The organism is Shewanella sp. HL-SH8, assembly GCF_051165765.1.
Taxonomy (GTDB): Bacteria; Pseudomonadota; Gammaproteobacteria; order Enterobacterales; family Shewanellaceae; genus Shewanella; species Shewanella glacialimarina.
Genome location: NZ_CP195039.1, coordinates 485,121 through 500,551, shown reverse-complemented (window position 1 = coordinate 500,551; position 15,431 = coordinate 485,121). Strand labels below are relative to the sequence as shown.

The 15,431-nt window shown below is 41.9% G+C and carries 14 protein-coding genes and 1 pseudogene; 10 read left to right on the top strand and 5 right to left on the bottom strand.

Annotation, left to right across the window (positions count from 1 at the left end):
* Nucleotides 1-20: 20 nt before the first annotated feature.
* Together ACRWQN_RS02185 and coaD are read right to left on the bottom strand one after the other, a co-directional pair.
* On the bottom strand, nucleotides 21-1,529 hold the full coding sequence (locus ACRWQN_RS02185; protein ID WP_434939647.1) for a capsule assembly Wzi family protein: 1,509 nt from the start codon (nucleotides 1,527-1,529) through the stop codon (nucleotides 21-23).
* Nucleotides 1,530-1,533: 4 nt separating this feature from the next.
* On the bottom strand, nucleotides 1,534-2,040 hold the full coding sequence (gene coaD / locus ACRWQN_RS02180; RefSeq protein ID WP_434930754.1) for a pantetheine-phosphate adenylyltransferase: 507 nt from the start codon (nucleotides 2,038-2,040) through the stop codon (nucleotides 1,534-1,536).
* 242 nt (nucleotides 2,041-2,282) lie between these two features.
* On the opposite strand from coaD, the gene ACRWQN_RS02175 reads away from it, so the two are divergent.
* From ACRWQN_RS02175 to ACRWQN_RS02160, 4 genes and pseudogenes are all read left to right on the top strand, one after another.
* Complete coding sequence (locus tag ACRWQN_RS02175) at nucleotides 2,283-2,591, top strand: hypothetical protein (protein WP_434939646.1); 309 nt, start codon at nucleotides 2,283-2,285, stop codon at nucleotides 2,589-2,591.
* A gap of 185 nt (nucleotides 2,592-2,776) precedes the next feature.
* Nucleotides 2,777-3,403: a YjbF family lipoprotein gene (locus ACRWQN_RS02170; protein WP_434939645.1), complete on the top strand. Its 627-nt coding sequence runs from the start codon at nucleotides 2,777-2,779 to the stop codon at nucleotides 3,401-3,403.
* Nucleotides 3,400-4,176 carry a capsule biosynthesis GfcC family protein gene (locus ACRWQN_RS02165; protein ID WP_434939644.1) on the top strand — a complete coding sequence of 259 codons (777 nt, stop codon included), beginning with the start codon at nucleotides 3,400-3,402 and terminating at the stop codon, nucleotides 4,174-4,176. The genes ACRWQN_RS02170 and ACRWQN_RS02165 overlap by 4 nt, the downstream gene beginning before the upstream one ends.
* 2 nt (nucleotides 4,177-4,178) lie before the next feature.
* Nucleotides 4,179-6,369 (top strand): annotated as a pseudogene (locus tag ACRWQN_RS02160) (YjbH domain-containing protein).
* 186 nt (nucleotides 6,370-6,555) lie between these two features.
* Here ACRWQN_RS02160 and ACRWQN_RS02155 read toward each other — a convergent pair.
* Complete coding sequence (locus tag ACRWQN_RS02155; protein WP_434939643.1) at nucleotides 6,556-7,590, bottom strand: glycosyltransferase family 9 protein; 1,035 nt, start codon at nucleotides 7,588-7,590, stop codon at nucleotides 6,556-6,558.
* A 102-nt stretch (nucleotides 7,591-7,692) separates the two neighbouring features.
* Here ACRWQN_RS02155 and ACRWQN_RS02150 point away from each other — a divergent pair, with 102 nt between their 5' ends.
* Complete coding sequence (locus ACRWQN_RS02150) at nucleotides 7,693-8,427, top strand: 3-deoxy-D-manno-octulosonic acid kinase (protein WP_434939642.1); 735 nt, start codon at nucleotides 7,693-7,695, stop codon at nucleotides 8,425-8,427.
* Between the two features lie 44 nt (nucleotides 8,428-8,471).
* Here the strand turns inward: ACRWQN_RS02150 and waaA are convergent, their stop codons facing one another.
* Nucleotides 8,472-9,737, bottom strand: a complete 1,266-nt coding sequence (gene waaA / locus ACRWQN_RS02145) for a lipid IV(A) 3-deoxy-D-manno-octulosonic acid transferase (protein ID WP_434939641.1) — start codon at nucleotides 9,735-9,737, stop codon at nucleotides 8,472-8,474.
* 134 nt (nucleotides 9,738-9,871) lie between these two features.
* Between waaA and ACRWQN_RS02140 the strand changes: the two genes are divergently transcribed.
* The 5 genes from ACRWQN_RS02140 to glpG all read left to right on the top strand — a co-directional run bounded on the left by ACRWQN_RS02140 (nucleotide 9,872) and on the right by glpG (nucleotide 14,346).
* The gene (locus ACRWQN_RS02140) at nucleotides 9,872-10,528 is read left to right on the top strand and encodes a TetR/AcrR family transcriptional regulator (RefSeq protein WP_434927769.1); all 657 of its coding nucleotides are present in this window, start codon (nucleotides 9,872-9,874) and stop codon (nucleotides 10,526-10,528) included.
* A 281-nt stretch (nucleotides 10,529-10,809) separates the two neighbouring features.
* Complete coding sequence (locus ACRWQN_RS02135) at nucleotides 10,810-12,003, top strand: glycine C-acetyltransferase (protein ID WP_434939640.1); 1,194 nt, start codon at nucleotides 10,810-10,812, stop codon at nucleotides 12,001-12,003.
* 44 nt (nucleotides 12,004-12,047) lie between these two features.
* Nucleotides 12,048-13,073, top strand: coding sequence for an L-threonine 3-dehydrogenase (gene tdh / locus ACRWQN_RS02130; RefSeq protein WP_434939639.1), 1,026 nt, complete (start codon nucleotides 12,048-12,050; stop codon nucleotides 13,071-13,073).
* A 125-nt stretch (nucleotides 13,074-13,198) separates the two neighbouring features.
* Nucleotides 13,199-13,507 (top strand): thiosulfate sulfurtransferase GlpE, encoded by a 309-nt coding sequence (gene glpE, locus ACRWQN_RS02125; RefSeq protein WP_434927766.1) that lies wholly within the window; start codon nucleotides 13,199-13,201, stop codon nucleotides 13,505-13,507.
* Entirely contained in the window at nucleotides 13,504-14,346 is an 843-nt protein-coding gene (gene glpG / locus ACRWQN_RS02120) for a rhomboid family intramembrane serine protease GlpG (RefSeq protein WP_434939638.1), read from the top strand. The genes glpE and glpG overlap by 4 nt, the downstream gene beginning before the upstream one ends.
* A 39-nt stretch (nucleotides 14,347-14,385) precedes the next feature.
* Here glpG and elbB read toward each other — a convergent pair whose 3' ends face one another.
* Nucleotides 14,386-15,039: an isoprenoid biosynthesis glyoxalase ElbB gene (elbB, locus tag ACRWQN_RS02115; protein WP_434930764.1), complete on the bottom strand. Its 654-nt coding sequence runs from the start codon at nucleotides 15,037-15,039 to the stop codon at nucleotides 14,386-14,388.
* Nucleotides 15,040-15,431 lie beyond the last annotated feature (392 nt).

Genomic DNA, 15,431 nt, shown 5'->3' with positions numbered 1-15,431 from the left:
ATGACTAAAATATTTAGCCTTTAAAAACGGTATTCATAACTACCAAATACCGTACCATCGGTTTTATTATCTTCAACTTCAAACTTCGAACTAGAAACTGCACCGCCAAAGGTCACCATTCCCGACAAAATCGGCATACGATAAGACACTTCTAACATTAACACGTCTTCTTTAGGTGGTTGGGGCGCCCATTCATTACTACTGTTTTGGCCGTCATTATTTAACTGGGCGTAACGTAGAATAGAACTCAAACCATGACTGTCTTTAAACTGGCCCACTAAGCCTAAAGCATACACTTTAGCATCACTGTCATAGGTGCTGCCCAAAGCTCTGCCATAATAACGCGAACCACTTTTATAGGTACTATGTTCGTAAAAACAATTAAAGATACTTTGATCTGTTCCACACGCCACTATAGTGTCGGTGTATTCAAAAAACAATTTGTATTGCTGGCTATCAAAAGCAAAACGAGTATCCGCACCGATCATCATGCCGCAGCCGGCTGAATCCCATGGCGCTGAGCCACTTGGATCTTCACAGGTGCGCTCTAAATACAAACCGACAGGAACATTAAACCAAGTCTCTGAATAACGTGCATCAAAGCCCGCCATCTGATTACCATTTTTTGTGTCTAATGTAGGATCACAGTTCGCATCGCCGCTAGCACATTCACTACCACCACTGATAGCATCAAAGAAGGTTGAAAAACCACACTCTTCACCTTCACCACAAAACTTGGTGGTCCACGAGACACCCAGCTCTAATTGTTTTAGTGGCCTAATAGTGCCGCGAAAATTCCACAGCAGTGGATTTGCTACCGCTCGCTCTTCTTCCAAACGGCTAAAACCCGCGGTTAATGTCCAGGGGCCTACCCAGGATAACAACGGCGTTTCAAATGCAGCAGCATTATTACGACTAAGCATTAATGATGGTGCGGGACGGGCATTATTTGACTTAATTAACCCAGAATCAAACCCCGGCCCCCACCATTGATTCAAGGTGCTAGCGGTAACAATCCAATTTCCCATCACCATTGCAAAGTAAGAATCGTCTAAACGCACTTCTTTATCATCTAATGGATCGTAATTCGCAGAAGCACTGATCTTATAAACGAATCGTTCACCCATATATTCATGGCTGCCGATTAACTCACCTTTTTCACGATAATCAGAACCAAAATGTTGAAAACGAGCACTATCACTGGCTGCGGTTGCTTTAATTCTTGTGTTGTTGCGGTTGCCAATAGCTATTTGATAATAAAAATTGACTCGCGCGAAAGCATCGACTAAATCTGCTGACATCAGTGATGGTTCGGCTTTAGATAAATCAACACCTATACCAGACCACATTAACGGGTAGGTATTCACTGGCACAGTTATGATACCTGCATCGGCTAAGGCTTGAATATCAGCCCGTAAATAAATATCAGATGTATCAACCCAAGGCGCTGCTTCAGATTGGGGGCTATGGGTAATAACTATTATGCCGAAGGCTGCGACTAATGCGGAAAGCTTAAATCCTTTTAACATAATCCTATTTACCTTGTTGCAGCGCATGCATCTGCGCTATTTTCATTTTCAGTGCTACTGCCACCTGTGGATGAACGAATTGAGATACATCACCGCCGTGTAAAGCCACTTCCTTTACTAAGGTAGATGATATAAATGAATTTTCTTCAGCTGGAGTCAAAAAGACCGATTCTAAATCAGGGCTTAAACGACGATTCATGTTAGCCAGTTGGAATTCATATTCAAAATCAGACACAGCACGCAAACCCCGAACCAATACACTGGCTTTCTGCTCTTTTGCAAAGTCAACTAATAACCCTGTAAATCCTACCACCTCAACATTATCTAAATGAGCGGTAACCAAATTAACCTGTGCTACGCGCTCTTCAAGGGTAAATCTAGGTTGCTTAGAAGGATTAGACGCAATGCCTATAATCACATGCTTAAACAAACGCGCAGCTCGCTCGATAAGATCGGCATGTCCATTAGTAACAGGATCAAACGTCCCAGGGTAAATTGCTCTTCTGTGCATAGTTAAATAGTCTTGATGATATATTTTTAATGATTTTATCAGTTCTATGCACCTCAACACACTGATCATTGATAATAAACTAAACATTTTTTTGTAAAAAAGTACAATATCGTGTAAATTTGTGATTCGATAGGGCTGAATATTTATTGAGCAATTATATCGAATTATATATGGATGTAGGTCGGTTATGTGCTAATATTCCATCAGGTTTGTTTGAATTATTTTATGGGAAGACTTTGAATATGAAAAAATCAGCTATCGCGTTATCAATTGCTTTATTAACAATCGGTTCAGCTTCTGCAAATACTGCTGGCACTCAAGCAGGTGTTAGTGGTGCCGCTGCTGGTGGTGGTGCTGCAGGTCTTACAACTGGTCTATTAGTTGTAACTAGCGCTATTGTTGTTGCTGGTGTTGTTACTACTACGCAAGATAGTAATGCTGAAGATGGTACAGGTACTGGCACTGGTACAACTCCAGGTACTGGCACTGGCACAACGACTTCTAGCACAGGTACTGGTACTGGCACGACAACAACTTCAGTATCAAACTAAGTCGTTTGGCTGCACTAAAAGCACATTTTTTAATGTGCTTTTTTATTTTCTTTTTTTAGCAATAATCTTAAAGCTTAAGGAATTGAGCTCGTATGCATCCGACTTCCCATAACAAAGCCCTACCATTCATTATCACCTTTTTGGCGCTCACTGGCTGTACCAATTCAGCGATACAGGTGGGAGCAATGCTAAAAGAAAGCGTTGTCGGCCTACCTAGTGATAACATTCCGGTGAGTGAAATAGCTAGCAGCCCATACTCGAGTGTTTACGTTACCATTAACGATGCCCATCAAGCCTATGTTCTACTCGCCTTAGTCGAAGCTCCACAAACTCTTCCTCCCACTCAATTTAGCTCACAAAATGCAGAGCTAAAATGGGTCTCATCTGATGCCGGTATGTTAGTGACTCGCAACAGTCGTTTATTAAAAACCATCAATCTTTATGATGGTAACAGAGTGAGTTTAACTAGCGATCAAACAGATCCTATTGCATTGGGGCTCCATTTAGCCAGTACCCCCTTACAATGGCAAAACACTATTGATTGGCAACCGGGTTATCACCTTAATTATCAACAGTACTCGACATTTACTTTTATCGCTGATGAAACGTTATCGATTAATGATAAGCCAGTATTAGCGAAAAAATTTAATGAACACGTCGTTGTTCACAATTTGAATATGGAATATACCAATCAATTTTGGGTCGATCAAACCTCAGGTTTAGTGCTGAAAAGCCGTCAAAAAATCGCCCCTAATTTGCCGTATATCGATATAACCTTGTTAAAACCTTACGGTTTTGGAGACGCTAAATGAAGTCTTTAATTCAATTATGCTTGGTGTTTGTGATAACTTTTTCGCAAAATATCAATGCAAGCACTTCAATTACGGTTAAACAGTCAATTGCGGCACAGCAATCACTCACACTCCGTTATGATCAGGCGCCTCGACTAGTACAGATAATGCAAGATAGTCTAATACACAGTCCGCAATTTGCCAGTAATCAACACCCACAGGCTATTTATTGGTTATCCGCTGGTCTATACGACTCTAAAACCGAAACCCAATTTCAACAAAAGCAGCAGAAAATACTGAACTCGCTTAAAACTAAATATACCGACATGGGCCAACCGCAAAATATTAATGCACTTAAATCATTGTCATCATGGATAAATGGCAATAAATTCATTAAAAGAGAATTTATCCCACTTGATTTCGATAGTATTCGTCTCAAACAAGAACTAAATCCTCTGCTTACTGGGCAATATTTACTGACTTTACCGACAAAACCTGACTCTGTATTAGTACTTGGCGCTGTAGAGGAAAATGGCCCACTACCATTTAAAGCTAATCAACCAGCCACTGCCTATTTAGATTTGGCAATGCCGATTAATGACTCAGAAAATAGCTTTGCTTGGCTTATTCAGCCTGATGGTAAAGTCACTAGCTATCCGATTGCTTATTGGAATCAACAGCACATTGATATTGCACCAGGTGCTATCATTTATTTAGACTTTCAAGGTGTTAGAGATAACGAGCCAGAGTTAAATAGTGCAATACTCGAATTACTAAGACATTGGGTGCGTTAATCATGAGTCATGTAAAACAGACTGTTTATTCTTTTTGTGCTATCCCATTAATAATCAGTGGTATAGCTATTTCTACTCAAGCGCAAAGTGATGAATTTGCCACCATTAAACTCACCCCATCGCAGAATGATTTTGGCGGCGTTGGTTTGATTCAAATGCCGACAGGCAGAATGGCGCCTGAAGGGGAGTTTAACGTCAATGCCACCTTCAATGAAGACTACTACCACGGTGCCTTGTCACTACAACTTTTTCCCTGGTTAGAGACAACCATTAGGTACACTCAAGTACCAGATGTACTGTACAGCGATGACCCTAGCTTTAGTGGTGACACTTATTACACAGACAAAGGTATTGACGTAAAGCTACGCTTACTTGAAGAAAGCTATTGGATACCTGAAACATCTATAGGCTTACGTGATATTGGTGGTACCGGGTTATTTGACAGTGAATTTATTGCCATGACCAAAGCCTTTGGTCCTTTTGATGCCACTATTGGTATAGGCTGGGGCTATATTGGTAATAGTGGTAACTTAATTGATACCGATAAAACATCATCTGTCGATTGTAATAGAACTACTGGTTATAAAGGTACTGGCGGTAGTATTGACTTTGAACGATGGTTTAAAGGTTGTAGCGCTATTTTTGTCGGTATTGAGTATCAAACCCACTGGGATCCATTGCGTTTAAAGGTAGAGTATGACGGCAACGATTATCAGTCTGACTTCCCCGCGGTTCGAACCGGCGTTCTATTACAGCAAGACAGCCCAATTAACTTCGGTGTCCTATATAAGGCAGGTAATTGGGGTGACTTTAAACTCAGTTACGAGCGTGGTAATACCTGGACATTAGGCTTTAGTTTGGCAACCAACTTTAATACATTAAAATCTAACTGGCGTGACACACCAAAACCTGTGATTGAAGATAAACCTGATACTGCAGACCGCAAAGTAGATTTACCTGAATTAAATAAGCAACTGGCTTTTGATGCAGGATATAAAGGCGCTAAAATTTATATTAAAAATGATCAAGTTACCGTTGTTGCGAGCGCAAACTAAATATCGTGATAGAAAACACGCCCACGATCAAGCGGGTCGCATTTTAGCCAATCAATTTCCTGAAGCTAAAACATTCAATATTATTGAGGAAGCGGGTCATTTACCTACAACAGAAACGCGTATTGATGCCAAACAGTTTAAAGCTGCTGTAAAATACGATTATATTGATGCAGATATCAAAGATAGCATTACTGTTGTTGAACCTAATATGCCAACAGAAAAAGCTGATTGGCAGACAGAAGATCAGTGGAACTTTGGTTTTGCGCCTAAGCTGGCACAGTCTTTTGGTGGCTCAGAAAACTTTTATATGTACAACTTTGGTCTCAATGGTTCCGCCAGTCGCTGGTTAACCGAGCATATTGAAGTCGGCGGTTCAATGTATATAAATATACTTGATAACTATGACCAGTTTAAATATAAAACTCCGCCTGATGGAACTGACTTAAAGCGAGTCAGAACACTAGTAAGACAGTATGTTTCAGACGCACCTGTTCGAGTCGACAATCTGCAACTGACCTGGTTGGATAAAGTCAGTGAGAATATTTATGCCCAGGCTTATGTTGGCTATTTAGAAATGATGTTTGGTGGTGTCGGTGGAGAAGTGCTTTACCGTCCATTAGACAGTGAATGGGCTTTTGGTGTTGATGCAAACTATGTAAAACAGCGTGATCCTGATGATATATTTGCCTTTTTTGATGAAGAAATCAATTTAGACCCTGACTCAAACGTTTACTTCCGTGCACAAACAGGAACGTTTACCGGCCATGCTAGTGTGTACTATCAACCCAAATGGTTTGATGATGTGTCACTTCGAGTCAGCTATGGTCAATTCCTAGCAGAAGATCGTGGAGTCAGCGTTGAATTGGCTAAACAGTTTAATAGTGGTGTGATTGTTGGTGCTTTTGCATCTAAAACAAACTTGTCTGCAGAAGAGTTTGGCGAAGGTAGCTTTACAAAAGGATTCTATATTTCAATACCTTTTGATGCCATATTTCCAAAACCGGTTTCAAACCGTGGCAGTTTAGCTTGGCAGCCACTAACTCGTGATGGCGGTCAAAAACTGAGTCGCAAGTTCGAATTGTACGGTGGTACAGATGCTAGATCACCTTGGTTAAATAAACCTTCTACGGTCAAGTAATACTCACTAGACCACAAAAAATGGGCAAAGTATTTAATACTTTGCCCATTTTATATACTCTTTTTTAATACCCGCTACTTCAAATCAATTATTGTCAGATAAAATATTCAGTGAACTAAACATCGACCGCTAGTGTAATAGTGGTGCTGTCAATTTTGCTCCTGAAACATTAATATCTCAGCAACCTTAGATATTAATGTTCAAACAATCAAATTGCTCAATAACAGCAGCAACCTCAATCATGGCCATTAAATGATCGCCTTTGGCTCTTTTTCCCCAAGGAATGTCGCCCTGCACTTGCGTCGCTATAACTTGCGGATAAACGCTCACGGTATGTTGGCGATAGAAATAGGGCCCTGTTCGATCAGGGTTAGAGTGTGCATATAGACCAATAACGGCAGTGCCCTGAGTCACCGCCATATGTAATGGTCCGGTATCGGGGGCAAGCACCCGTTTAGCCTGTTTTAACACCGCAAGCAGTTGCGTTAAGGATGTTTTACCGACTTGGTTGTCTAACATATGTTGACTGTGTGATTGAATCGCATCGGCTAAATCTTTTTCTAGTTTTGTGGGACCACCGCACAACATTACCCTAAAGCCTTGCGAAATCGCATGATCGGCCACGGCAGCGTAGCGCTCAGGTAACCAGTTACGCTCAGCTTTACTGGCTGCGGCGCAAATCACCAATACCTTATCATCCTCAATAAGTTGTGAGGCAAAGTCGGTGTCAGCTTGTGGGACAGGAATATGCCAACGCGGGGTTAAGTCTGTCACGCCAATGGCTTTGGCAAACCCCATAAAACCGTCTAAAACATGTGGCGTTGCTAGTGGTTCTACCGCATGGTTAGTCACTAGCCACTGGCCTTCTTTGGCTCTGGCCTTATCAAATCCAATGCGAGTCGTTGCTTTAATCATCAAGGAGGCAATTGTGGCCCTTAGCGCAACCTGCATATGTAAAAGCACATCGAATTTTTGTCCGGCTAATGATTTACGCAATGCACCATAACTTCGCCAACCTTGGGACTTATCAAATATGACAAACTTTATCCCAGGGAGATGCTGTAATAATTGATATTCTACTTTACCTATAATCCAGGTAATACTTAACTCAGGATATTCACGCTGAATAGCTTGTACCATAGCCACGGCATGACACACATCACCAATGGCAGATAACCTTAAAAGGCATAATGATTTCATCTTGCTGGGGTCAAACTTCATGGGCGTCCAATGTAAGATTAAGCAAGCGAAGTTGCCAGTGAATGCAAGTGGGTGATCTTAAGGTATAATGCCCTTTTGATCTAGCAGGGTTATTAACTATTCATGCAGCTAAAATCCATATCCAACGGCGTTATTGCTTGGTGCCCACCATCGGCAGCACAATTAACTGTCGACAGTTTCACTGTTGAGCACTGGCAGGCGAACGATGCAGTCGTTGGCCAGTCCAAAGGACGCTACATCACTTGGTTTGTGCAAACCGGTGCTGAACACCAACAGCAACAGTGGGTGTTACGTCATTATTGGCGTGGTGGATTAATGGAAAAGTTTAGCCGTGACGCTTACTTCTACACAGGATTAGCTCGCACACGCGCCTATGCCGAGTTAGCGTTATTAGAGCTGCTTTATCAAGAAGGTTTTGCGGTACCGAACCCTATTGCGGCTAAAATTGAACGTTTTGGTTTCTGGTATCGAGCAGATATTATTATTGAGCGAGTCGCTGGTGCGAAAGATCTAGTGGCGCATTTAACTAACCAGCCACTTACTGAGGCTCAGTGGCACGCATTGGGCCAAACTATTGCTAAGTTTCATCTGCGTGGGGTGTACCATGCCGATCTTAACGCGAAGAACATTTTAATCTCTGGTGATTCATTCTCGTTAATCGATTTTGATCGCGGTGAAATTAAATCACCGCAGAAACAATGGCAACAGGCAAATTTACAACGATTATTGCGCTCGTTTAACAAAGAGCAAACTAAACAACCGGCCTTACCATTCACCACAGAAAACTGGCAACAATTAATCCAGGGCTATCAAACGCTAAACCCAATAGGGCTGTAAATTAAGCGCCAATAAAAGCAGCCTATTGAGCACTTTCGTGTATTTTAGTGCGTTAATAACTGCGCGATTAGCGCATATTGCTTTTCAAGTGCGCCTTTATTTTGCTCAACAACACCACGCGCAGCTAGCACAGCTTGTTGATAATCTTGCTGATGTTCAAAAAAGTGCAGTAGTGTGTCGGCAAGATCATCAGCATTGGCTACCACTTTAAGACCTCCAGCTTGTTTCAGCAGCGCAGTAATTTCGGCAAAATCCCAATGATTAGGCCCCACAGTGACGGGTAACCCCATTGCTGCTGGCTCTAGTGGGTTGTGCCCACCGTTATTAATTAACGTGCCGCCGACAAAAGCTTGGTCTGCTGCGCCATATAACATCACCAACTCCCCCATAGTGTCGCCTAGTAACACTTGAGTTTGTTCAACCACGTTATCATTCATACTACGACGCGCTAATTGCAGACCAGCTTGAGCAATGGTAATAGCTGCTAAATTAAATTGCTCAGGATGACGCGGCGCCATAATTAACAAGGCTTGAGGGTATTTGGCTAACAGTTGTTTATGTGCAGTTAATATTGCGTCAAACTCGCCGGGATGAACACTGCCCGCCACCCAAATCGGCGCTTGTTGGCGTTGCCATTGCAGCCTTAACGCTTGAGCTTGCTGTAATTTTTGCGGATCAATTGTGAGGTCAAATTTTAAGCTGCCACACACATGCACAACGGCGGGGTCAACACCTAACGAAGAAAACCGGCTAGCTTCTGCTTGAGTTTGCACCGCAATAGCGCTTAATCGTTTTAACATAGGCCGAGTTAGCCATGACTTACTTTGATACTTTTTAGCAGATTTTGCTGACAAACGCGCATTGGCTAGAACTAACTTAACTTGCTGTTTATCTGCAAAATATAACAAGTTTGGCCACAACTCGGTTTCCATAATGATCAACATTTGGGGTTTTGTCTGGCGTAAAAATCGCTTCACTGCATAAGCAAAATCCAGCGGTAAATAGCAATGCTGTACTTTAGTGCCAAATGCTTTGACCACTTCGCTAGACCCTGTTGGGCTAGTCGTCGTGACGGTAAATTTATACTCTGGATAGGTTTTAATTAGCTTTTTAATTAGCGGCACAGCGGCCAAGGTTTCACCCATTGAGACACAATGCACCACCACATCGGTTTTTGCCCATTGGGTTAAACCAAAACGTTCACCCCAACGACTGCGGTAGTCAACACTCTTATAGGCACGCACGCCAAAATAAATTACAACTAATGGAAACAAGAGGTAAAGAAATATCGAATACAGAATTCGGAACATTAATTAGCTACTTTTGAGATTTTTGCTTGTCAGATAAACACAATGTTAACATAATCATAATTCATAGGGATATGAACTCTCGATTATCATGTCGCCATAAGCGTAAATGACTTTTTGTTGAAATTGGAAACCGCATGAAAACCCGCGATAAAATTGTTTTTGCAAGCCTCGAACTGTTTAATGAACACGGTGAACGTGCCACAACAACCAATCATATTGCTGCCCATTTAGGTATTAGCCCGGGTAATTTGTATTACCACTTCCGCAATAAAGAGGACATCATTAACTCCATATTCAGTTTGTATGAAAGTCATTTGGAGTCGGGGTTTAAGCCGTACGATGACATCCCAATTACGGTTGACTTACTGATTGGTTATTTTGATGCCATGTTTTATACCCTATGGCAGTTCCGCTTTATGTACGCTAATTTAGCCGATATTTTAAGTCGTGATGATGCGCTTAAAAAACGTTATTTACATGCCCAGCAGCAGGTATTAAATCGCTCTAGTGATGTATTACGCAAACTGAAAAAAGACGGCATATTAGCCGTAGATGATGACCGCATTATCGACTTAGCTGACACGATTAAAATGATGGTGAGTTTTTGGATTAGCTACCAGTTAACGCAAACGAGTATTGGCACCATAACTAAAGCCACTTTATACGATGGTTTATTACGGGTTATGATGATTTTTAAAGCTTACTCAACGCCGTCATCCATCGCCACGTTTGATCGTTTAGAACATCATTATCGTGATATCGCTAGCCAAGAGCGCGCTGCCGCAGCGTAAACTCTACAGCCATCAAACAATGTTGCCCGAACCCGCTACAATAGTATGTGGGTTGGCGGTATTTTCGATAACAATTCATTCATAATTCTGATTAGATTTTCTAATCGAAACACCTCAATTGCCCTAATCTTGTTAATGTTGCATTTGCCACTATAAAAAACACTGTGGGACAACAAAAATACAGGTTAGAATGCCATCAACTCCAACTGACCTGCCCCGTGTAGACCGATTTTACACTGAGGTTTGGATTAGCATAATAACCAATATCTAGGAGAAAAAAGGTGGCCTCAACCTCTTTCTATGACCGTATCAACCAACAAATTGCCGATGTAAAAACCGATGGCTTATATAAAAGTGAGCGTGTAATTGCATCTGCTCAGCAAACCTCGATTGAAGTTAATCACACTCAAGTTATTAATTTTTGTGCTAATAACTATCTAGGTTTAGCGAATCACCCTGACCTTATTGCAGCAGCAAAAGCGGGTTTAGACACCCATGGTTTTGGTATGGCTTCGGTGCGTTTTATCTGTGGTACTCAAGATATTCATAAGCAATTAGAAGCAAGCTTAAGCGCGTTTTTAGGTACTGAAGATACTATTTTGTATTCTTCTTGTTTTGATGCCAACGCCGGTTTGTTCGAAACCTTATTAGATGCCGAAGATGCCATTGTGTCTGACGCACTTAATCACGCCTCAATCATTGACGGCGTACGCTTATGTAAAGCGAAGCGTTTCCGCTATGCCAATAATGATATGGCTGATTTAGAAGTCCAATTAAAAGCAGCTCAAGACGCTGGTGCACGCAATATTCTGATTGCCACCGACGGTGTATTTTCGATGGACGGCGTAATTGCCAACCTGAAAGGCGTATGTGATTTAGCCGATAAATACGGTGCATTAGTGATGGTCGATGACTCTCACGCGGTAGGTTTTATTGGTCAAAATGGTCGAGGTACTCACGAGTACTGTGATGTTATGGATAGAGTTGACATCATTACTGGTACTTTAGGTAAAGCATTAGGTGGCGCATCAGGTGGCTTTACTGCCGCTAAAAAAGAAGTGGTTGAATGGTTACGTCAACGTTCACGCCCTTACTTATTTTCAAACTCTTTAGCCCCATCAATTGTCAGTGCGTCGATTCGTGTGCTGGAAATGCTACAAACAGGGCAAAACTTGCGTGAAGCCGTATGGGAAAACAGCCGTTATTTCCGTGAGCAAATGACAGCTGCAGGCTTTACTTTAGGCGGCGCAGATCATGCCATTATTCCGGTTATGATTGGCGATGCCAAACTAGCAAGTGACTTTGCTAACAAATTACTGGCTGAAAATATCTACGTGGTAGCTTTCTCATTCCCTGTTGTTCCTAAAGGACAAGCACGTATTCGCACCCAAATGTCAGCCGCACACACCCGTGAGCAATTAGACCATGCTATCAGTGCCTTTACCCGAATAGGTAAAGACATGGGCATTATTTGATCTTAGCCAAGACGACAACAGCTCGGAAATAATAGGTTATTAAGATGAAAGCACTAAGTAAATTAAAGCCTGAAGAAGGCATCTGGATGGTTGACGCACCAAAACCAGAAGTAGGTCATAACGACCTATTAATCAAAATTCGTAAAACGGCTATTTGCGGCACTGACGTACATATTTACAAATGGGACGAATGGGCGCAAAAGACCATTCCTGTTCCTATGATCGCGGGTCATGAGTATGTCGGTGAAGTGGTCGGCATGGGCCAGGAAGTGCGCGGATTTGCTATTGGCGATCGCGTGTCAGGTGAAGGCCACATTACCTGTGGGTATTGCCGAAACTGCCGAGGCGGTCGCACTCATTTATGTCGTAACACTTCTGGTGTGGGTGTAAACCGTGATGGCGCATTTGCTGAGTTTTTAGTATTACCAGCATTTAATGCCTTTAAAATTCCAGCGGACATTCCGGATGAATTAGCCGCTATTTTTGACCCATTTGGTAACGCTGTTCACACCGCATTGTCATTTGATTTGGTCGGTGAAGATGTATTAATCACAGGTGCTGGGCCTATTGGTATTATGGCTGCGGCGGTGTGTAAGCATGTGGGCGCTCGCCATGTGGTGATTACCGATGTTAACGAATACCGCTTAGACTTGGCCCGCAAAATGGGTGTAACCCGCGCTGTAAACGCCGCCAAAGAAAACTTAAAAGATGTGATGAAAGATCTCGGCATGACAGAAGGCTTTGACGCCGGCTTAGAAATGTCTGGGGTGCCATCAGCGTTCCACGCCATGTTAGACACCATGAATCACGGCGGCAAAATTGCCATGCTAGGTATTCCTGGTGGCGATATGGCTATTGACTGGAGCAAAGTCATTTTCAAAGGGTTAATCATCAAAGGTATTTATGGCCGCGAGATGTTTGAAACCTGGTATAAAATGGCCAGTTTAATTCAGTCGGGATTAGACCTGTCACCTATTATTACCCATCATTTCAATATTGATGACTTCCAACAAGGCTTTGACGCTATGTGTTCAGGCCAATCAGGAAAAGTGATTTTAAATTGGGACTAATTTAGGCACAGCCCTAAACCTAACATAATATTCACACCAATAAGGGGTTGTATCATTACAACCCCTTATTACATAATCACGTTTACTTTGTTATTTATTCCGTTATTTTTACCTTAAGGTGCAGCATGTCGACTTTTAAGCATTTATCTATCAACGAACTCATCCATATGACTACAGATTCTAACGATGTACAGATTGTTGATATTCGCGATGGCGCCACTTTTAATGCCGGGCATATTGAAAACTCGATCAATTTAACTAACGAAAATATCGCTCAGTTTATTGCCGATGCCGATATGGATAAACCACTAGTGGTTGTCTGTTACCACGGTATAAGCAGCCAAGGCGCTGCAGGCTACCTTATTGAACAAGGTTTTGATGATGTCTATAGCCTTGATGGTGGTTATGTCGCATGGGGAGCCGCCCACGCATGATAGAAATTGGCCTGCTACCATACGCTCGCACCGCACAGGCTTTTGTGGATTACCTAACAGGCTTGGGTATTGAGAGCCATATTGAGCCTCACCCTCATGGCGTGGCCATTATGTTAGTTGAGCCACAACATGAAGCAAAGGCCCGTAATGAATTTGCTCAATTTGTGTTGCATCCTCACGATGACAAATATCTACAGGCTTCGTGGGATAATGGCAGTACACAGACAAAGTTTGATTATGGTTCAGGTGTTTTAGGCTTAGCCCAGCAATTTATTACCGGCGCAGGACCACTGACATTAATCACCTTTTTTAGTTGTGTTGTTGTATATGCATTAATGAACTTAGGTCTGGGTAATGCCACCTTTAGCGCATTATCATTTTTTAGCGCTGTGCCTGACAGCAACCTTAATCAAGTTTGGCGTGTATTTACCCCCTCATTAATGCACTTTTCCGCGATGCATATTATTTTCAATTTACTCTGGTGGTGGTATTTGGGTGGTAAAATAGAAACTCGCTTAGGGACTAGGCCCTTATTGTTTTTATTGCTTATGGCGGGCACCTTGCCCAATATTTTACAATTTTTTATTACAGGTCCCAATTTTGGCGGCTTATCTGGCGTGGTCTATGCGGTAGTCGGGTACACCTGGTTAATGGGTGTACGAAAACCAGATTGTAGTATCGCATTACCACAATCTTATATGGGCTTTATGATGGTTTGGTTAATATTAGGGTTTACCGATTTATTAGGTATGCCAATAGCTAACGGAGCGCATGTGGGTGGTTTGTTGGTGGGTCTAGCTCAAGCACTATTCGATAGCCGTAAATCAGCTAAAAGCTAACCCTCCTCTTTGTCATTGCTGGCAAGCGAGGGTTAGCATTTACCCTATCATTTCTAACACCTTATTAACCAGTTTCTCGATGCCTTCATTAGCTTGTGCAATGCTAGTTGCCAGCATGTAAGCTGGAGTTGTGACTATTTTATTCGCCTCATCAACAAAAATATCCTCAACATTCGCCGCATGATGTTCGCCGCCCATTTCATTAAATGCATGAGCAGTTTCATTGTCACGGCCAATAGTGCCCTTAACATTCGTGTAAATAACAGGTAGCATCATAGGGGCAATACACATGTAGCCTACTGGCTTATTCGCCAACGCAAACTCCCGCAAAAAGGTCTCAACAATAGGCGAAATAATGCAATCACTGCCGTTGGTGGCAAAATTAGATAAGTTTTTCGCTGCGCCAAATCCACCAGGCACAATCAAGCCATCAAACTGGTCAACATCTAAGTTGGCTGCGTTAAGCACTTCTCCTCTGGCAATTCGTGCTGACTCAACTAATACGTTTCGTGTTTCTTGGGCTGTAACCTCACCAGTTAAATGGTTAACCACATGCATTTGATCAATATCAGGGGCAAAACACTGATACTTAGCACCCGCACGAGACAACGCCAGTAAGGTTAAAACAGCCTCATGCACTTCAGTGCCATCAAACACACCACATCCACTTAATAATACTGCAATAGTTTTCATTGTCGGTTCCTTCACCTTAAGATTGATTGCTTTATTTTTTAACAAATGCTCAACAAAAGACTTGATCTGATTAAAAATCGTGCTAACTTAGCTCATCCAATTTTTTGTAAAGTCAGTTATTCAATTTTATAACACAACTGACTACGAAAAATTAAAGAACTGGATTGTTGGATAATACACCCTATTAAATGAATGTATCTGATGTAGTTTGAAACGCCAAAAGATCTTCAATCTATCGTTTATATATCAAGGGGCTAACCCAGTTAAATAAAAAAGTCCACATAATAAGAATAATTTATAAAACTTATATACCGCTCACAAAAATTAAAATAAACACTAAAATTCAACAAGTTAAGTTTTTCAATTCTAGTCGTATTTAAAACTATCCTGTT